This window comes from Limnobacter sp. (assembly GCF_964228395.1).
Taxonomy (GTDB): domain Bacteria; phylum Pseudomonadota; class Gammaproteobacteria; order Burkholderiales; family Burkholderiaceae_B; genus Limnobacter.
In genome coordinates, this window is the sequence record NZ_CAXQZX010000150.1 from 58,966 (window position 1) to 77,457 (window position 18,492).

The 18,492-nt window shown below is 53.2% G+C and carries 14 protein-coding genes and 1 pseudogene; 7 read left to right on the forward strand and 8 right to left on the reverse strand.

Annotated features, from left to right (window positions below; translation table 11 throughout):
* Positions 1-12 precede the first annotated feature (12 nt).
* Positions 13-2,289 carry a hypothetical protein gene (locus ACEQU8_RS12740; RefSeq protein WP_370264103.1) on the reverse strand — a complete coding sequence of 759 codons (2,277 nt, stop codon included), beginning with the start codon at positions 2,287-2,289 and terminating at the stop codon, positions 13-15.
* Positions 2,290-2,481: 192 nt separating this feature from the next.
* Between ACEQU8_RS12740 and ACEQU8_RS12745 the strand changes: the two genes are divergently transcribed.
* Both ACEQU8_RS12745 and ACEQU8_RS12750 read left to right on the forward strand, forming a co-directional pair.
* Positions 2,482-3,765: a S8 family peptidase gene (locus ACEQU8_RS12745; protein WP_370264104.1), complete on the forward strand. Its 1,284-nt coding sequence runs from the start codon at positions 2,482-2,484 to the stop codon at positions 3,763-3,765.
* Positions 3,766-3,896: 131 nt separating this feature from the next.
* Positions 3,897-5,585 (forward strand): annotated as a pseudogene (locus ACEQU8_RS12750) (PAS domain S-box protein); the annotation flags it as partial.
* A gap of 106 nt (positions 5,586-5,691) precedes the next feature.
* Here ACEQU8_RS12750 and ACEQU8_RS12755 read toward each other — a convergent pair.
* Positions 5,692-6,696, reverse strand: coding sequence for an NAD(P)-dependent alcohol dehydrogenase (locus ACEQU8_RS12755; RefSeq protein WP_370264106.1), 1,005 nt, complete (start codon positions 6,694-6,696; stop codon positions 5,692-5,694).
* Positions 6,697-6,793: 97 nt separating this feature from the next.
* On the opposite strand from ACEQU8_RS12755, the gene ACEQU8_RS12760 reads away from it, so the two are divergent.
* The 3 genes from ACEQU8_RS12760 (at position 6,794) to ACEQU8_RS12770 (ending at position 10,501) form a co-directional block, all read left to right on the forward strand.
* A complete protein-coding gene (locus tag ACEQU8_RS12760; protein ID WP_370264107.1) occupies positions 6,794-7,717 on the forward strand; it encodes a mechanosensitive ion channel family protein in 924 nt (307 codons plus the stop codon).
* A 208-nt stretch (positions 7,718-7,925) separates the two neighbouring features.
* On the forward strand, positions 7,926-9,791 hold the full coding sequence (locus ACEQU8_RS12765) for a hypothetical protein (protein WP_370264109.1): 1,866 nt from the start codon (positions 7,926-7,928) through the stop codon (positions 9,789-9,791).
* Between the two features lie 107 nt (positions 9,792-9,898).
* Positions 9,899-10,501, forward strand: coding sequence for a nitroreductase family protein (locus tag ACEQU8_RS12770; RefSeq protein WP_370264110.1), 603 nt, complete (start codon positions 9,899-9,901; stop codon positions 10,499-10,501).
* Between the two features lie 8 nt (positions 10,502-10,509).
* Here the strand turns inward: ACEQU8_RS12770 and ACEQU8_RS12775 are convergent, their stop codons facing one another.
* Positions 10,510-12,342, reverse strand: a complete 1,833-nt coding sequence (locus tag ACEQU8_RS12775) for a CocE/NonD family hydrolase (RefSeq protein WP_370264112.1) — start codon at positions 12,340-12,342, stop codon at positions 10,510-10,512.
* A 134-nt stretch (positions 12,343-12,476) separates the two neighbouring features.
* Here ACEQU8_RS12775 and ACEQU8_RS12780 point away from each other — a divergent pair, with 134 nt between their 5' ends.
* On the forward strand, positions 12,477-13,037 hold the full coding sequence (locus tag ACEQU8_RS12780; RefSeq protein ID WP_370264113.1) for a TetR/AcrR family transcriptional regulator: 561 nt from the start codon (positions 12,477-12,479) through the stop codon (positions 13,035-13,037).
* A 61-nt stretch (positions 13,038-13,098) separates the two neighbouring features.
* Here ACEQU8_RS12780 and ACEQU8_RS12785 read toward each other — a convergent pair whose 3' ends face one another.
* From ACEQU8_RS12785 to ACEQU8_RS12795, 3 genes are all read right to left on the reverse strand, one after another.
* Positions 13,099-14,052: a sulfite exporter TauE/SafE family protein gene (locus ACEQU8_RS12785; RefSeq protein ID WP_370264114.1), complete on the reverse strand. Its 954-nt coding sequence runs from the start codon at positions 14,050-14,052 to the stop codon at positions 13,099-13,101.
* A gap of 99 nt (positions 14,053-14,151) precedes the next feature.
* Positions 14,152-14,385 (reverse strand): hypothetical protein, encoded by a 234-nt coding sequence (locus tag ACEQU8_RS12790; protein WP_370264116.1) that lies wholly within the window; start codon positions 14,383-14,385, stop codon positions 14,152-14,154.
* Between the two features lie 85 nt (positions 14,386-14,470).
* Positions 14,471-16,717 (reverse strand): S8 family serine peptidase, encoded by a 2,247-nt coding sequence (locus ACEQU8_RS12795; protein ID WP_370264118.1) that lies wholly within the window; start codon positions 16,715-16,717, stop codon positions 14,471-14,473.
* A 67-nt stretch (positions 16,718-16,784) separates the two neighbouring features.
* Here ACEQU8_RS12795 and ACEQU8_RS12800 point away from each other — a divergent pair, with 67 nt between their 5' ends.
* Positions 16,785-17,171 carry an I78 family peptidase inhibitor gene (locus ACEQU8_RS12800; RefSeq protein WP_370264119.1) on the forward strand — a complete coding sequence of 129 codons (387 nt, stop codon included), beginning with the start codon at positions 16,785-16,787 and terminating at the stop codon, positions 17,169-17,171.
* A gap of 98 nt (positions 17,172-17,269) precedes the next feature.
* Here ACEQU8_RS12800 and ACEQU8_RS12805 read toward each other — a convergent pair whose 3' ends face one another.
* Positions 17,270-17,623 (reverse strand): DUF4870 family protein, encoded by a 354-nt coding sequence (locus tag ACEQU8_RS12805; RefSeq protein ID WP_370264120.1) that lies wholly within the window; start codon positions 17,621-17,623, stop codon positions 17,270-17,272.
* Positions 17,624-17,658: 35 nt separating this feature from the next.
* Positions 17,659-17,976 carry a DUF6694 family lipoprotein gene (locus ACEQU8_RS12810; RefSeq protein WP_370264122.1) on the reverse strand — a complete coding sequence of 106 codons (318 nt, stop codon included), beginning with the start codon at positions 17,974-17,976 and terminating at the stop codon, positions 17,659-17,661.
* Positions 17,977-18,492 lie beyond the last annotated feature (516 nt).

Consider the following 18,492-nt stretch of genomic DNA (forward strand, 5'->3'; position numbering starts at 1 on the left):
GAGCCCCCAAAACTATTTGCCGGTGCGAGCATACGCCTCCACCCTCGCCCACAATTGCAAGTAAGCCTCGGCCGATCTAAACAAGGTGGCCACGGCTTGCTTGCCACCGGGCTGCATCATCATGTCCGCAATGTAGTCTGGGTAAAGGCCATAATGTGCCACCCCATCGGTGTTCAAGTCGTACACCCGTTCGCCGGTTTTTTGACGCTCAAACACCACATCGCCCATGGGTGATTTAAAGGGGTACACCAAGGGATTCTCTGCCGCATCGGGTCGAGGGTCTGCCTGCTGGTGGATGCCATTGATGTCTGACCCAAAACCGCTGGCAGGCGCTTTGCCCGGGGGGTACAGGGCGCTGAGCTTTTGCATGTAATCCACAGCGGTGGGCGAAGGTTTATCTGGCAAATTAGAGATCAATCCCCCCAGATCCACAATGCGTTGGCTGTCACGCGCAGCACTGATGGTGCCTGAATGGCCAGACACCACCGGAACACCCCGCTCTTTCATCATGGCCAACACCCGTTTGCGCGCACGCGCCCCCATGTGATCGGTCTCGATGATCACACCCTTCTTCGCCAGCTTGTCGATTAAAAAATCACCCAGCGTGGTCAAGCCACGCGCATTGCGTTGACATTCGCGGCCAGGCACATCCTGCGGCGTCGGGGGTATGTTCATAATTTGCAACATGGCCAGTTCAAACAAACCATAATCTTTGCTTTCCACTGTGCTGGGTTCGGCCTCGTCAATCTCCTCACAGGTGGTGGTTGCAAAAGGGTGACCGGTCTCCCATATGTTGCCGGCGTTAAACACCTGCATCAGGGCTGCATCTTTGGTAAAGCGGCTTATTTCTGTGCCACCAAAAGCGTTATCAAAAATATGCAGTGGGAACACACTGCGAATGCCCAAAGCATAGAACTCGTCCAGCCTTTCAATGACTTGCTGCTCGGTGCACTCTGGCATACCCAGGTACTCGCCGCAGTTGAACAATTTTTCGTTTTCGATGCCCATCACCACCGCCAACTTGCCATCCTCAATCACGCGGCGGGCGGTTTGGCTGTCATACACAATGCGAAACCACCCTTTGCCAGGGCCACCTTCCTGAGCATCAATGTATTCCTCAAGGTCAAGCAACAGTTGGCGCTGTAGCTTCACGCTCTCCATCTCGTCGCAATCGTGTTCCTTCAATGGCCACACCTGGCAAATCACCTCGTTGGCCACAAAATGGTTCACCATGATGCGCTGCCCACCCATCCAGGCGCGTTTCATCCACATGTAATAGGTTTGGTGGTGGGTTTGCGAACGCGGGTTGGGCCAATAGCTAAAGGTGGGCCAACCATCGGTGGCATGTTGGTTCACCGGGCTTCCGGTGGCCAATAAATTGTCGAGAACGCCCAAGGTGCCCTGCGGCCCATGGTCCGCTTCGCAGCTGTCCAAAGCTTTTGTAATGCCAAAGGGATGGAAAGGTCGCCCGTGCGCCAGCTTGCCACCCAAGGCTTCACTGCCGCCGATGTGAATGTGCGTGTCGATCCAGCCCACCACCTCACCCGCACCGGTTGTGCCCTTGTATGGCGTGCCGGTGGCATTCAATTCCGCCTCAGGAAACACTGCACAATTTTGCGCTGGCAACAAGCGCACGTCGCTGGCCGGGCCAGGCACTTCTTCAAGGCCCAGTGCATCGCCCTGCGCTGCCAAATACTGCCCGGTCACGGCTTGTTTCAATCGAAACGTACCACCCTGTCCAACTTCTTGCAGCACCCACACCGCCAACTGGCTAGGCTCAGTGAGAGCTGAAGCCTGTGTGTCTGGCGTGGCCGAGGCCGCGCCATCAAATTGGGCTTTGAAAGACTCCCCACCCGCGCGAATGGCATCGCTGGCTGGCTTGGCCGGTTCGATAATCTCTAGCAAATCGCCTTGGCCAGAAAAGAAATCCGCCCCGGCTCGTACAAATTGAATCAACTGCGCTTGGTTAAACGGATTGGTGTTGGCCAATCCCACAAATTGCTCATCGGTGTCAAAAAGCAAATATTGACCCAAGCGGCTGGGCTTCAAAAAAATCGGGGTGCCGCTACTGGCCAAAGAGTAGCTTCCCCCAGCTTTTTGCATGGCAGCGCCTGTGTTAGCAAACTGTATCGTGAAGCACTGGTTGGCCACGTTGAAACGGTCTTGCTGCATCGCGTTGCCAGATGGCCCCACTCGACCACCGGCACTGCCTGGCGTATCGCCGCCGGTGCCGATGCAAGCTGATAAAAAAAGGCATGCGCCAAAGAATGCAAAGCTGCGGCCACCCATGTCTGTCTCCAAATCGATTTTGTTTTTTGTAGTGTAAGTATTTGAATCAATTTTGAATGTCGGGCAGGCGACACGTCGCACTCACCCAAACAGGCAATAAGACATTTGCAGAGACCTGGCAATTTTTGAATCCAATTGGGCGCACAGCAGGTAGCAACTTGGTATTTACCTAATCACTTTACTGGAGCCCCTATGCACAATTACAGTGCGACCTTGCTGGTCGGTCTTGGTTTGTCCCTCGCCGCGTCGGCTGCTCAATCCGAACCTTTGCCCAATCACTACATCATTGTGCTTAAAAGTGACGACGTGCTTAGTCAGGCTTTGGACTTACCGCTTGGTGCACCCGCACAAAAACTGCTGGAGCAAACCCAAAACCAGCTGGGGCTCGATCCACAACAAATTACTTACCGCTACCAACACGCCTTCAAAGGTTTTGCTGCCAAGTTGCCCGACCACGTGGCCAACGGTTTGAAGCGCAGCGGCCTGGTGGCCTACATTGAACAAGACCAAACCATCCGCCTGAACAACACCACGCAAAACAACGCGGTGTGGGGGCTGGATCGCTTGGACACGCGCCCCAACACACGCGACATGCAATACACCTACACCTCCACCGGCGCCAGAGTGCACGCCTATGTGGTGGACACGGGCATACGCGGCAGCCACCGCGAATTCACGGGTCGCATTGGCAATGGGTTTGACGCCACCACCGGTGGTTCAGGTGGACTGTTAGGCGGTGGGTTCCTTGGTGGTGGTGGGCTGTTCGGCGGCGGTCTGTTTGGCCCACCCAGCTCGCCTCCCCCCTCAAACAGCAACCCAAGCAACCCGCAAGATACATCCACCAACCCGTCCGATTGCAATGGGCACGGCACCCACGTGGCGGGCACCATTGGGGGAACGCAATTTGGCGTGGCTAAAAATGTAACCCTGCACGGTGTGCGGGTATTCAATTGCACGGGCACGGGCACCACGTCCACCACCATTGCCGGGGTGGACTGGGTGATTCAAAACCATGTCAAACCCGCGGTGATGAACCTCAGCCTGGGCGGCGGCGCCTCCACAGCCATGGACCAGGCCATTCGCTCGGCCCACAACGCGGGCAGTGTTGCCGTGGTGGCTGCTGGCAACGACTCTCGCGATGCCTGTGGGTTTTCCCCCGCGCGTGAGCCATTGGCCATCACGGTGGCATCCACCGACATCAACGACCGGCGCTCCTCGTTTTCCAACATCGGGAGTTGTGTGGATATTTTTGCGCCCGGCTCCAACATTGTGTCGGCCGACATCGCCAATGACAATGCCCAACGCAGTTTGAGCGGCACCTCCATGGCCGCACCCCATGTGGCCGGGGCGGCAGCCAAGCTGCTGTCGCAAGGCGTTGCACCTGCGGATGTGGTCACCCTGTTAAAAAACAATGCCACACCTGGCTTGGTAACCGACTCGCGCAACACAGCCAACCTGTTGCTGTACAGCCGATGAATGCATAACGGTGCGAGGCAGCCTAAAAATTGGGCAAATTTTTGCCCGCTTATCTCCTTTATGTTGGCAGCGCGAATCCCGCACACTCGGGTTAATTCATTTGCGCCCCCCCCTTAAAGGAGTAAGTCACCATGCTGTTTGGCAAATCGGATCAGCGTCAAATTCTTGACCAAGCCATCGACGCCGTGGTCAGCATCGACGAGCACAACAAGGTAACTTACTTCAACAAGGCGGCTGAAAGGCTGTGGGGCTACGAGGCTCAAGAGGTGATCGGTAAAAACGTCAAGCTCTTGGTACCCAAGGCCATTCAAAGCCAACACGACAGCTATGTGAACAACAACCGCAACACGGGGCAAGACCGCATCGTAGGCACCTTCCGCGAAGTGGAGTTGGAGCGCAAAAACGGTGAAAAAATCTGGGCTTCGCTCAGCCTGTCCAAGGTCAAGAACGGTAACAAAATCACCTACACCGCTTTTGTTCGCGACATCTCTGCCGAACGCAACGCCCGAGAACTCATCAACCAAACACTTGAGCAAACCATCGATGCCGTGGTCACCATCGACGGTAACAACAACGTGACCTTTTTCAATGCAGCCGCCGAGCGTCTGTGGGGTTACCAGCGCAGCGAAGTGGTCGGCCGAAACGTCAAAATGTTGGTGCCAGAAATAATTCGCCACAACCATGACAACCTGGTGAACGCCAACCGCACCACTGGTGTGGACAAAATTGTGGGCACCAGCCGTGAGGTCAAAATTGAGCGCAAAGACGGTCAAGTGGTGTGGGGTGGCTTGTCGCTTTCAAAGCTGCGCTTGGGCGAACAAATTTTGTACACCGCGTTTGTGAAGGATGTCACCAAAGAGGTCGCCCAAAGGGAACAATTCCGTTTGCTTTCGCTGGTGGCCAACGAAACGGATAACTCCGTGGTGATTACCGACCCCGAAGGCTTGATTGAATACGTCAACCCGGGCTTTAGCAGGCTGACAGGCTATAGCCTGGCCGAGGTGCGTGGCAAAAAACCAGGGCATGTTTTGCAAGGCAAAGAAACCTCCCCCGAAACCGTGCAAAAAATTCGCCAAAAAATTAATGCTCGCGAAGCCTTCTACGACGAAATTCTGAATTACGACAAACACGGTAACCCCTACTGGATCTCACTGGCCATTAACCCGGTGTTTGATGCCAAAGGTCAGTTGCAACAGTTCATTTCCATCCAGGCCAACATCACCGAGACCAAAACCCGGTCTGTGGAATTTGATGTGCGGCTGGCTGCCATTCAGCGTTCCAACCTTGTGATGGAATGGGAACTTGGCGGGCAAATTGCCGATGCCAACCCCCTCATGTTGGCCCTGCTCGGCGTGCGCAACCATGATGAGCTTAAACGCAGCAACAACACGCTAACCAACATCATCAGCCACGAGCAACTGGAACAGCTAAAAGCCAACCAAGCCGTGTCTGCCGAACTGCAATTCACCAATGCACAAGGCGATAAGGTCTACGCCGATGCCACCGTCACCCCCATTCAAGGGTTTGGTGGTCAAATCAAACGCATTGTGATGTACGGCAGCGACTCCACCGCCCGCCGCCGAACCATTGAAGAAACCAACACCGCCATGGGCGATGTGGTGCAGGTAAGCGACCAAATTGGCAGCATCGTGAGCACCATCAACGGCATTGCATCCCAAACCAACCTGCTGGCCTTGAATGCTGCCATTGAAGCGGCCCGCGCTGGCGAAGCTGGTCGAGGCTTTGCGGTGGTGGCCGACGAGGTGCGCGGCTTGGCCCAGCGCAGCGCCGCGGCAGCGCTAGAAATTTCGAACCTGGTTGGGGCCACCAAGCACAAGGTGCATGGCTTGGCCAAGTCGCTTGCTGAGCTTGACCAATCCACCGCAAAAGACGGCAGCTAAAAAAATAAGACGGCAGCTAAAAAAATTAGTGTGACAACACCACCCTAAACCGTGGGCTGCCGTTTCGCACTTTGTCCAGGGCCTCATTGATCTGCGAAAACCGATAAGGCTCAACAATGGGCTCAATGTTGTGCAAGGCAGCAAAGTTCAGCATGTCTTCAATGACCCTGGGGCTGCCCACTGGCGAGCCCGAGATTGAACGTTGCCCGCCAATTAAGCCAAAAGCCCCAATGTCCAGCGGCTCCAGCGTAGCGCCCACAAAATGCAGGCGCCCCTTGGGGGCCAATGTGGCCACGTAGGCATTCCAATCCAGCTTTACATTCACCGTCGACAAAATCAAATCAAAACGGCCTGCCGCCTTTTTGAGTGCTTTGGCATCTTTGCTGTTCAGCACGTGGTGTGCACCCATGGCCCGCAGTTCTTGCTCTTTGGAAGGGTTGCTGGAAAAGGCCGTGACCTCGCAGCCCCAGGCCCGCAAAAACTGCACCGCCAAATGCCCCAATCCACCAATGCCCACCACAGCCACTCGCGCTTGCGGCGACACATTAAATTGCACCAACGGGTTGTACACGGTGATGCCGCCACACAGCAAAGGCCCCGCGGTGGCCGGGTTCAAGCCAGCGGGAATTTTTACCGCGCTCATGGCCTGCGCCCGCACCTTGTTGGCAAAGCCACCATGGCGTTCAACAATGGTGCCTTGCGCATCGTTACACAGGTTGTGGTCGCCGCCCATGCACATGCGGCAGGTTTGGCAGTAGCCCGCATGCCACCCCAGGCCCACCACATCGCCCACCGCCAAATGCGACACATGGCTGCCCAACGCAGCCACGCGGCCAATCACTTCGTGGCCAGCCACCAAGGGGTATTGGGCCATGCCCCAATCGTTGTCAATCATGCTCACATCGCTGTGGCAAATGCCGCAGTGGTCAACATCAATTTCAATCTCAAACGCACCCAACTCACCGGCTTCGTATTCAAAAGGCTTTAACTCACCCTTGGCTTCAAATGCGGCATAGGCTTTGATGGTCATGGCACTGCTCCTGTGTTTGCTTCCTAAAACACCAGTATGCCAGCCAGCCGCACGCTCAAGCTGTCACAATGTCAACATTCAAAGCAGGAAAAACGCCATGGACAGCATCACGCATTTTTTTAACTTGGCCCACCAGTGGCTAACCACCCCTTTGTTCACCAGCGAAGGCAGCAATTTTTCTTTGGCCAGCGTGCTGGGTTTGTTGCTCATCATCATTGCGGCATGGTGGGGCGCAGCCACCCTGGAAAAACTGATGCAACGGGCAACCCGCGGTAAATCGTACAAGGGCATTGACGAATCCACCCTGTATTTGCTGGGCCGGCTCGTTCGTTACACCGTGTGGGTGGTGGCCACCTTGATGGGCCTGTCTTACATGGGCTTTAACCTCAGCGGCCTGGCGTTTCTGGGCGGCGCCATCGGCGTGGGCATTGGCTTCGGATTGCAGAATATTTTCAGCAACTTCATGTCGGGCATCATTCTGATCGTGGAGCGAAGCCTCAAGATTGGCGACTTCGTAGAAATGTCATCGGGTGCCACCGGCGTGGTCAACGAAATCGGCTTGCGCTTTACTCGAATTACCACACGCGACAACGTCGACATCATTGTGCCCAACTCCGAATTCATCAACGGGCAAGTCATCAACTGGAGCTTTACCGAGAAATCCCGCCGAATCCATGTGCCTTTTGGCGTGGCCTACGGCTGTGACAAAGAGCAGGTTCGCGAAGCTGCACTGGAAGCCGCCAAGCGGGTGGACGGTGCAGTAATCGACGGCGAGCCACGCCGCAAGCCCGAGGTGTGGCTCGTTGAATTTGGCGACAACAGCTTGAACTTCGAATTGGTCATTTGGGTGGGCAACGAGCTAATGAGCCGCCCCAAGCGCACCCAGGCCTTGTTCCTATGGGAAATAGAAACCGAACTACGCAAGCGTAATATTGAGATTCCATTCCCCCAACGCGATTTGCATGTGCGCTCGGGTGTGCTGGATGTGAGGGTGCGCCCTCAAGCAGATCGTGCCAACTGAGATCTGCCCCCCTATCACGGGGCATGAGCGATCCCGCTTGTGGTGCAACGCACAAACCAAGGGCCCTGTGTCCACAAAGATTTACCTTTTCACCATGGTGAAACTACTCCAATTACCCACAACAACACGGGCATGAAGTCAGTAACTTACCTCGTGGCATAGGGCTTGCGATGTTTCCTTTCAAATCACGCATTGAAAGGAGGCAAGCATGCCCTACCCCCTATTTTCCACGTCGGCCATGGTATTGGCCCTTGTGATTGCAAGCACCAGCCTCATCGGCTGTAACTCCGATGAGGCAGGGGCACCCTCGAGGCTCAACCCCAGCGAAGACGTCACCACCCCCCCGCCACCACCACCGCCTCCTGCACCAGAGCCCCGCCCTGCCCTACAAACCACATCAGCCAGCCCCATGGAAATCAATCCTGCGGCCAACCTTCAGGCCGTGGATTACCGATTTGGCCGCCTCACGGTGAACGATCCCAAGCGAAACGCCAGTTACGAAACCGACGTGCATGGCTACATCACTTACGACGCGAATGCCCCAGGCAAGATGCCTGTGATCTTGTTGATGCATGGCCGTCATCAAACCTGTGAAACCGATCTGCTTCAGTTGCCCGTATTGATTGCTGACGACGACACCTGCCCCAACGTCAATGGCGTGGTTGGCCCGGCTGACAGCTACAAGGGTTACCAGTATTTGGTAGATCACTTGGCAAGCCATGGTTATGCCGTGATCTCGGTGGACGCCAACGACATCAATGACAACGACGGCTCGCCTGCCAGCGGTGATGCTGGTGCCAATGCACGCGCGCAATTGATTCAGGCACACTTGGATGCATTCCGCGACATTGAAGAAACCGGCGCATCCACCCGTCCACAAACCGCTGGAAATAGCCTGTCATTTCTGAAAGGAAAACTCGACATGAACCGCATTGGCACCATGGGCCATTCGCGCGGTGGCGATGGTGTGGCCAAGTTTGTGAGTTATAACCGCGAGCAAACTCGCCCGCACAAAGTAGTCGCTACTTTTGGCTTGGCCCCCACCGACTACAACTTCGATGTGGTTGATGGCATGACCTACGCCACCCTGCTTCCTTATTGCGACGGCGACGTGGAAGATCTGCAAGGTGCGTTTATATACGACGACTCCCGTTACCTGAAAGCCGACGACGCAACGCCAAAGTTCCAGATTCTCACCATGGGCAGCAACCACAATTACTTCAACACGGTGTGGACCTCGGATGACTGGACCATCACCAACCCCGGCGGTGACGACCCTTTCTGCGGTACAAATTCAAGCACCAACCAGCGTGACACGCCAGAGGAACAACGCGCACTGGGGCAATTTTTCATGGCGAGTTTTTTCAGATACTTTGTGGGTCAAGAAGCAGCCTTTGCAAACTATTGGAATGGTCGGGCAGAAGTGATTGCTCAAGCCTGCCCAGATGGCACTGGCCCGTGTGAATTTCGCCATCATTTAAGCATTACCCCAAAAGCGGCAGATCGGTTGGTGATCAACGATTTTGGTAGCGAAGCGCGTTTAAGCACCAATCAACTCGGCGGTGTTGTGAATCAGCAAGCTTTGAGCACCTACGAGATCTGCGACCCCAATGCAGACGGCGTGGGCTGCCCTTCGGCCACCACGTTTTCGATCACGCCACAATTGGCCATTGCTTGGACCGGACAAGCCAAATTGCGCAATCAATTTGATGCCGTGGATGCAAGCCAGTTCGATCTGATCAGCCTTCGCGTGGCTGTAAGCACCTTGAACAGCGACAAGGCGCAAGATCAAAACTTTACCCTCGTGCTGGAAGATGAAGAAGGCAAAGAATTTGCATTCAAGGCCAGCGAATTTACCAAATCCCTTTACAACCCACCGGGTAACCCAGAGGGTGGTGGATCGCGAAAAACAATCTTGAATGCTGTGGATTTTCCGCTGAGTAAAGTAACTGGCATCAGGCTCAATAAACTGAAAGCTGTTGAACTGCGCTTCGATCAAACCCCAACGGGTGCACTGCAGTTGGCTGACCTAATGCTGCAAAGAACAGCGGCCACCAAAGCAAGCACGAACTAAAACCTCGTAAACACCCGAATGGGCACCGGTCACCCTTCGTTATAAGCTTTATGGCTCAAGCCCGTTAACCGCGGGCCTGTGACCGTTTAAAGCACCAGGAGCAGTACATGGATTTTTTCGACGCAGTGTATCAACGCCGGGCCATCAAGGCCTTCGACCCCGAATTTAAAATTCCCCAAACCACCGAAACCAAACTGTTTGAAGCCGCGCTACAGGCCCCCACCAGTTTCAACATTCAGCACTGGAGGTTTGTGGTTGTGCGCGACCCTGCCCTGCGTCAACAGATGCGCAATCTTGGCAACGACCAGGCTCAAATCACCGATGCCTCATTGTTGGTCATCATGACCGCAGACACCAAAGCGTGGGCTAAAAATCCCGAGCGTTATTGGACCAATGCCCCCAAGGAAGTCGCCGACCTGCTGGTGGGCTGGATGGGGCCATTCCACGATGGTCGTGAATGGTTACAGCGTGATGAAGCACAACGCTCGATTGGCATGGCCATGCAAACCTTGATGCTGGCCGCCAAAGCCGAGGGCCTGGACAGTTGTCCCATGATCGGCTTTGACATCGAGGCCGTGGCCAAGCTTATTAATCTGCCCGCTGACCATGTCATGGGTCCCATGGTGGCCATTGGCAAAGGCACCAAAGCGCCTTGGCCCAAGCCGGGTCAATTGGCGCTACAAGCAGTGTTAATCGAAAACAAATTTTAAAAAGCTCATCAAATTTTGCCTAAATCCCCCAGCAGTGGCACTTTGACAGTGCCCTGCACGGTAACCACAGCCGCAGCCGGGTCCTTTGAGGTCATGCCCGCATAAACGGGGGACGAACCATACACCAACAGCACCAGTTGATCGCCTTGGCTTAAGCGCTCTGCCACACCCACCATGTCCACGCTGTGTTGGCCAAAACCTCGCAGGGGTAACACTTGGTTATCAATCAGCTCTGGCACCACCGGCACCTTGCCACTGCTGGACAACGTAACCAGACCCAAGCCCACAAACACGGTGGAATCACAACTGGCCACCCGCAGCAAGGGGTCCACCGCTTGCGCACACAGCGCATCCAAAGCCGCATTGCCAAATCCAATGGACACATCCAAACGGGGAATACCGGCCACCACCTCAGAAGGTGCGTCAATCGTTTTAAGCGGAATCACCACCGGGGCCAACTGACCCAACACAACGGGCACAGGTAACCCACCCGGCAGTTGAACAGCAAACTCGGTACCCCCCAGGCTGACCTGCTCTACCGCCACGGCATCGTTGTTGGCCAGGGACATACACACCTTCTTGCCAGACACAATGACGCTGTCAGCATTGCCTTTGCCAAGCAACTTTTCATCAAACCAGGCCAGGGTGGCCTCCACAGGGTTAATGGGCCCACAATTGTTTTGTGGCAAAGCGCCCGTGGCCAAAGCCTGAGTGGGTACGCCCAAATCCAGGCCCAAGGTGCCATGCCCGTTTTCAGAGGTGAGCAGTCGCACATCGCCCCCACCCTTCTTCAAACATTCAAAATTGTGATAACCCTCATTGAAATTAAAGAGGTTATCTCGCGGGCTTTGAAACACCAGAGCATCCACTTTGTTGAAGTTTTTCAAAGGTGCCCGTGTCACCGAAAAAGTGCTGGTGGTAGGCGGCAAACTGGCCGTGAGCGGCCCCAAAGGAAAATCAGACCCATCCGAACTGGTGCCTTGCAAATTGCCGTAACCGTAGCGGTCTTGCCCACAAAAATAGGCAGGGGAATGGGCAAACAATTGCTTGCGCGCGGCCTCGGGCATTTGCCCACTGGCCAGCGTGTTTAACAACACCGATCGAATGTAAGGGTCTTGCCGCCCATCGGTGTTAATGTCCCCGCCACTGCCCAAAAACCCCAACCAAAACGACTTGGCCACATGGCCAGGGCTCAAACTGTTGGGCAGGTCGTTCCAGGTAATTTCTGGCACCATGGCATCCAGCCGCCCCTTGGGGTCTGTGGCCCACAACATCATTTGGAAACCACCTCCATAGCTTCCACCAATGCTGCCCAGCAACAGGTTGTTGTCGCGGTAGCGCAGGTAATCCAGATTGGCCTCAGCCCAATCCAGAATGGTGGCCACATCGCGCCCCTCAAAGTCCGGGTCCATCACCCGCACCGTACCGCCCGACTCCCCGTGGCCGCGCTGGTCAATGCTGATCACCGCGTAGCCAGCCGCGGTGTACGGCCCGATCGAAGGCCCCAGCCCATCCACACTCGTGCTTTTCTCGGTTTGACGAGAACCTGCATACCCATGCCCCTCCACAATCAAGGCATGCTTGGCATTGCAATCCAACACATCCGGCTCAAACACCTGGAATGTGATGGCTTCCCCATCAATCAACGAAGGAATTTGAACCCGGTACACCCGCCCCCCGGGCGACCGGCTGGCCCCACAAGCCTGTGGCGAAACACCCGGCGGCGTGCCCTGCTCCACTTGCGTGCGTGCCGCGCCAGCACCACCGCCATTGCCGCTGCCGCCGCAGCCTGCCAACACCAAGATGGCCAGGGCCACCGCGCTTAGTTTTAATTCGTTCATCGCTCTGTCTCTTCAAATCATTTTAATTGTGGCACCCACTATAAACATTTATTTTGGCTGCCACAATATTTTTTGTTTGGCGTAACAATCGGCTACACTTTCGGCTTTAAACGTCGCCCAGCCACCCAGGCAACATGCTGCAAAGTCACAAAAAACGCCTTCCCCCCGAACAACGCAAAGCCATCATCCTGAAGGCTGCTTTGGCGCTGCTTTCCCGGCAAGGCCTGGAGGGTTTTACACTGGAAGCGGTGGCCCGCGAGGCTGGCGTGGCGCTGAGCCTTCCACGCCATTACTTTGGCGGCACGCGCGAACTGCTCAAAGCCGCCACGCACGATCTGCTCATCGAGGTTGAGCAAACCCTTTTGAGCAGGACCATCGCCATGCCCCTGCCCGAACGCTTTGCCAAATACCTTGAACTGCTGCAAAAAAACCCGTGGGGCCATTCCATGTGGATGCGCTCCACGGACACGCACCCCGACATCGATCAATTGGTGCGTAGCGCCAGGGTAAAAATGTCCGAAGGCATGTACCGCAAGCCCTGGTCAAAGATGAGCAAACATGAACGCTTCGATGCCCTGGGGCGAATCGGCTACATCGAAGCCATTGTAAGCGCCTGGATTGAAGACAACTTCGAGGGAACCGACCTTGTGCACAGCCTCATCCTGAAGGCGATTGCCGTGCAACAAAATACTTGAGGGAAAAAAGTAAAAATTGCCATGCACCGCATGTGCATGGCAACTCAAAGAAGCAGGCTAATTACATCAAAGCTTTGTACAGATTAAACAGGCTCACCAAAGTGATCAGTGTGCCCACCAACACCAGCAAAGTGCGCGTGTTCAATTTGCGCGTCACCAGCGCTGCAAACGGTGCAGCAAACAAACCACCAATCACCAAGCCCAGCACCAACACCCACACGCCAGAGCCAGCCAGCAAAGTGAACGAAGCCGCACCCGCTAGCGCCAGGAAGAACTCAGCAAAGTTCACCGATCCAATCGTGGTTCGCGGATCGTTGCCAGCGCCAACCAAAGACGTTGTCACCACCGGTCCCCAACCGCCGCCACCCGCGGAATCTACAAAACCACCGAACAAAGCCAGCTTACCCACATGCTTTGGCGCTTCCTTTCTGGCCTTGATGGTGCGCCATGCCTTGCTCAGAATGTACAAACCCATGATCAACAGGTAGGCCGAAATGAAAGGCTTCATGGCTTTGCCATCCACCTGCGTGACCAGCACAGCGCCCAGCACGGCACCAATCATGCCCGGCACCAACAAACGCAAGAATAGTTTTTTATCCACATTGCCCAACTTGGCATGCGACACACCCGACACCCCCGTGGTGAACACCTCTGCAATGTGCACACTGGCGCTGGCCATGGCAGGCGTGGCCCCTGCGCTTAGCAAAAACGTGGTGGACGTTACGCCGTAGGCCATGCCAAGCGCCCCATCAACAGCCTGGGCCAACAAGCCCACAGCGACCGCACTCCAGAACATTTTGTCGTTCAGCGTCTCGGAGATGATCGCCTGCGCACTGCTCATGTCGTTGTTCAGCGCAAAGCGGGTAATCACAAACACGGTCAATGTAAGCAACACCAACAGTGTGAAACCGATGGCCAAGCGAATGGTCAACGGTTGAGCCACGGCAACAGACTGTGCGGCTCGGGGAATCGGATCGGTGGATACGTCAGCGGGTATTTTTCTGTAGAGCTTCATAATGTTTCCAGATTGAACAGCGCGAAGTGCTGCTGATGCGAAACAATATCGAAGCTTTTGAAAAGACCAAACTACAAGTTATTTGCTTGCTTATTACTTTTAGACATTAGACGAGGGTCCCAAATTCCATTCAGTGCAACCGTCATCGCCATCGATATCCAAAACCAAACCACTGCTGACCGCGTTTTTTAAAAACTGCTTTTCGTAGTGGCGGTTACGCCGCGCCTTTTTGGCCTTGGCGCGTTTGCCGTAACGCTTGTCCACGACCAATTCGTTGAAGTTACTCAGGTCATCTGCACTTTCAAGCTGCTGCAGAGAATTTCGTTTGGGCATGGTACTGCGGGTGCTACTACGACAACATTGCAGATCATAAAACAAAAAGGACCTAGCGGATCACTCACGCTAAGTCCTTGTTTTTTTATACCTCGGTCACTCTTTCCCTTCCTTCAGAAAGCTTGGTTACCACCACCAAACATACCAAGCCAAGCAATCCAAAAATGGACACAAGGCCACCTCCTCCACCACCGCCCCCAGAGGAGGCTACTGGGGCTGAAGTGCCACCCCCCCCGGGACTGCCTTGGCTAGGGCTGGTCCTCGGTGCGTAAGACCCGGGAGTGCCGTTGCTAACCACCATCTGGATCTGCGCGCTTCTCACCGTGGATTGGGTTCGCTGCGCATCGCCGGCTTGCGTGCTCGAAGGGGCGGAAACCGAGTCCTCATAGGACACATCAAAAATGTAGGAACCGTTGACAGAACCGTCAAAACTCCAAATGATCTTTCCATCCACAATCTCAAAGGGATCGTTCACCAGTGGGGCCGCATTGTTTTGGTCAGGCAAACGCCCAAAATTGCTGATTCCAAGAATACGAGTAGCACCAGAAACGACCTGAGCAGGTTCAGCCAAGGTGCGTTTGATGTCAGCCAGAGTGACGCTAATGTCCCCGAATTGGCTAATGACAACTTCGGCGGTGGCCAATTGTGTTCGGTCAGTGCGGTTCGCGTAGCTACTTGAACCAGCTTTAAGAGTAAATGTGCCGCTTCGGGATGTGCGGATTTGAACCGATTGACCATCTGGCGAAATGATTGCGGTTAACCCTTCGCTTGAACCGTTTGCATCCTGGAAACTCACGATTTCCGCAAGATCAGTCAGGTTGAAGCTGGAAGCCGAGAATGTGCCACTAAACACGGTGTCCACATCGATGGTGGAGTTCAGTGCTTTGGTCAGCGCAATCATGTCCAGTCGCGTGCCGCAATCTCGAATTGAGGGGGCGCAGACGGAATCAGACTCGGGGAACGGCGAACCAGTGTTTTCAATGGCATCGAGCAGTGCTGCATTGGAGGGGCGGTTTTGCCCCAACAAGTCAAGCAAACTCGCAAGAAGACCAGAGACCATCGCTGTTGCGTGTGAAGTGCCAACAGCGTAGTTGTAACCGTTGTTGATGGTGGCTTGGTATGTCGCATTTGACTGACTTCCACCATTGCCCACCACCATATTGGTTACCAAGCGTTCGCCTTGGCCTGGAACGTTAGAGTATCGAGCGTGCCCACCATTAAAATCCAAGGCGCCAACCGATACCACACCTTCGCAGCTTGCTACATCCGATAGTTTCTCACCCGCAGGTTGCCCGTCAAACTCCCCTCCGTCGAAAACGAATTGATAGTCATTGCCAGCCGCTGCCACCACAACCGAGCCTGCGGCGATGGCGCGTTGAACAGCGGTGTGCAGTGCGCCCCCAGAAGGGCAGAGGTTTTGGTTCGGTGCTGCGGTTGCGCCCAAAGACAGATTAATCACAGTGGCTGCTCGGTCATTTCGTGGGTATCCATTGCCCACAAAGTTTTGGCCCGAGTCCATGTCAAGCCCAGCAGACCACAAAATCCCTTTAATAACTTCAGAGGTTGTGCCGCTACCATCACATCTTGCCAGCGAGCGAACTGCATAGCTTTGGGCGGTGGAAAACCCAACCATACCAACATTGTTGTTCCGTATGGCTACTGCAAGACTGGACATGCTCAGACCGTGATGAATTGCAGTGTCTTGTTCCAAAACGCAGCCACTACCCAAGCCAGCCGTTGCGTTTCCCTTCTCACTGTTAGGCGCACCGGGACGGAAATTCACTTCATTGGCAATAGTAAGGTCAACATCAGAGTGAGGAATCTTGCCAGTGTCTACGACTGCAACCACAGAACTCGCACCTGCTGTGCGCTGGGCAGAAAGGAACTGCGCTACCCCATTGTTGTAGCCAGATTGGGCAGACTGGTTCAGCCGTGGCTTTTGAATAGACTCCCATGCAGGGTCATTGAACACTGCAGGGTAGACGTAGTAGTTTGGCTCTGCGGACAACACACCATGGTTGCCGCTGGTTAGCTTCTTGATGATGGCAAGGACTTCAGCATCGCTGGGGTTGCCGCTAATGTCCACCACCCAAAAGTTGCGGTTCAATTGTTCGCGTACATTCAGGGTCTTACCCAAGACTGTTTTGCCCAGAGTCGAAGTGATACGAGCCTGTACAGATGACAGACCGCGCTGGTGGGCGTCAAGGTCTTTCATTTTGACGATAATAGAGTCAGCAATCCGCTCTTTAACCTGATATGGACTAGCTGAAAATGCGCTTGAACAGGATCCTAAAAGTGATGACATCACTAATACGGCACGGATAATTTTCATTCAACCTCCCCACTACTAATTTTTTCAACTTAAAATCAATGACACAAAAATGTAAATAATTTTCAAGATGGAAAATCAAAAAACCCACCCATCACTTGAAAACCATCAATACGCCAACACAATCCAAACATTCTATAAAAACAGGCCTAAAATCTTGAAACACATTTTCAATCGAAAAAAAAACGCATCGCTAATGGCATTTATTTTGACAACAAGCAGCGCTGCTTGCACAAGCACCTCACTGCAATCTGAACCTGCAAATTGTCAGATACAATCAACCGCTCTTATCGGCATGAAAAAAGACGATGCAATGACTGCGCTGCGCGCTAAAAACCAAGCAGCAAGAGTTGTTAGAGAAGGAGGGGAAAGTTATGTGGTTACTCAAGACTACAATCCAAATCGATTTAACCTTCATATCGAAGAAGGAAAAGTTGTTTCAGTTCACTGCGGATGATCCACGGCACTTAACAACACAGGAAATACATAGCAAGAACTAAATCCTCACCCGCGTTGTAAAAACCATCTTGGGCAAGGACTCAACATCATGATAGGTTAAATTCCTATTCGCTTACGTTCTGAAAAAGCCAGCCAACCTTTAATAACGCGATAGAGAGACCAAATATAGTTAGCAATCAAAACAAACCAACCTACAATGATAGCTGACAAAATAAAACCGGCAATTAACCACACAAGGCTCCACCAAAAAGTTCTGGACTGATAAACGTAATGAGACTTTAAAAAATCATTACTTTCATCGCTTCTTTTAATTGTTGAAATAATACCGGCAATTAAATAAGTCAACCCAAAAACAAAACCGATGGCATAGAGAATGTAAATAAGCTGAACGGAGTTCGGCGGTAGACTATTATGGGACTCTGATGCCATGCCAACTTCTTGATAAGACATAATAATGATCCTATTAAACAATAAATAAAATAATTCTATTTTTTTGAATCCCTTAACATTTTAATTAGGTCATCGGCCGTTTTACCTTCAATACTATTTAACGCCTCTTCGAATTTGGCGTTTTTCCTTGATGAGCCACCACCAAATAAACCACTCATCTCAGACATCCCGAAAGCCACTTGAAACTCTGAAAGCATCCTTCGCAACTCTCGCTCTTCGGCCGCAGTACCATTCAACTGCTCCATCACTTTATCGGAGGTTTCTACAAAGGCCTCAGCAGAAGATGTGTCTATTTTCGTTTGTATGCAGCCAGTCAGGACAATCGCAGAAAAAAGCAAAATTAATTTTTTCATTAGAAACTAGACCATTCAAATAATTGAATTAAATAAGCAAAATACTTTCAAAGAAATGCAAGATTTCTGGAAAGCGAGACCACAAATAGTTTATTCATAAAATAACTTAGTTCGATTATTTGGAGAGAGGTCAGCTTGGTCAATACTAGCAATGCTTAATTTTGTAAGCATTTATACAAACAACCGATGCATTTGGGGGGGTATAAAAATGAAAAAGCTCGGCGCTTGGTCAGGTCTCTGGGTGTTGTAAAACAGAGTCCATTCTGTAATCACTCGGCTAGCATGCTGGATGGTCTCGAACCGGCGGTGGTGCACATATTGCGTTTTGAGGGTTCGAGTTTTCAGGCACCAAAAACAAAAAGGACCTAGCGGATTACTCGCTCTAAGTCCTTGTTGTACTTACCGAGACATGGTTTACAGATTATTCCGGACACATACTTTACAGTTTTTTGGCATAGGAGGGACCGACTATGCCTTGGAGCGAAAGTACGAAGATGGACGAGAAGCTGAAATTTG

Excerpts from the sequence above, each read along its gene's own strand:
- ACEQU8_RS12740 (WP_370264103.1), bottom strand. The coding sequence starts at position 2,289 with ATGGGTGGCCGCAGCTTTGCATTCTTTGGCGCATGCCTTTTTTTATCA.
- ACEQU8_RS12745 (WP_370264104.1), top strand. The coding sequence starts at position 2,482 with ATGCACAATTACAGTGCGACCTTGCTGGTCGGTCTTGGTTTGTCCCTC.
- ACEQU8_RS12755 (WP_370264106.1), bottom strand. The coding sequence starts at position 6,696 with ATGACCATCAAAGCCTATGCCGCATTTGAAGCCAAGGGTGAGTTAAAG.
- ACEQU8_RS12760 (WP_370264107.1), top strand. The coding sequence starts at position 6,794 with ATGGACAGCATCACGCATTTTTTTAACTTGGCCCACCAGTGGCTAACC.
- ACEQU8_RS12765 (WP_370264109.1), top strand. The coding sequence starts at position 7,926 with ATGCCCTACCCCCTATTTTCCACGTCGGCCATGGTATTGGCCCTTGTG.
- ACEQU8_RS12770 (WP_370264110.1), top strand. The coding sequence starts at position 9,899 with ATGGATTTTTTCGACGCAGTGTATCAACGCCGGGCCATCAAGGCCTTC.
- ACEQU8_RS12775 (WP_370264112.1), bottom strand. The coding sequence starts at position 12,342 with ATGAACGAATTAAAACTAAGCGCGGTGGCCCTGGCCATCTTGGTGTTG.
- ACEQU8_RS12780 (WP_370264113.1), top strand. The coding sequence starts at position 12,477 with ATGCTGCAAAGTCACAAAAAACGCCTTCCCCCCGAACAACGCAAAGCC.
- ACEQU8_RS12785 (WP_370264114.1), bottom strand. The coding sequence starts at position 14,052 with ATGAAGCTCTACAGAAAAATACCCGCTGACGTATCCACCGATCCGATT.
- ACEQU8_RS12790 (WP_370264116.1), bottom strand. The coding sequence starts at position 14,385 with ATGCCCAAACGAAATTCTCTGCAGCAGCTTGAAAGTGCAGATGACCTG.
- ACEQU8_RS12795 (WP_370264118.1), bottom strand. The coding sequence starts at position 16,717 with ATGAAAATTATCCGTGCCGTATTAGTGATGTCATCACTTTTAGGATCC.
- ACEQU8_RS12800 (WP_370264119.1), top strand. The coding sequence starts at position 16,785 with ATGGAAAATCAAAAAACCCACCCATCACTTGAAAACCATCAATACGCC.
- ACEQU8_RS12805 (WP_370264120.1), bottom strand. The coding sequence starts at position 17,623 with ATGTCTTATCAAGAAGTTGGCATGGCATCAGAGTCCCATAATAGTCTA.
- ACEQU8_RS12810 (WP_370264122.1), bottom strand. The coding sequence starts at position 17,976 with ATGAAAAAATTAATTTTGCTTTTTTCTGCGATTGTCCTGACTGGCTGC.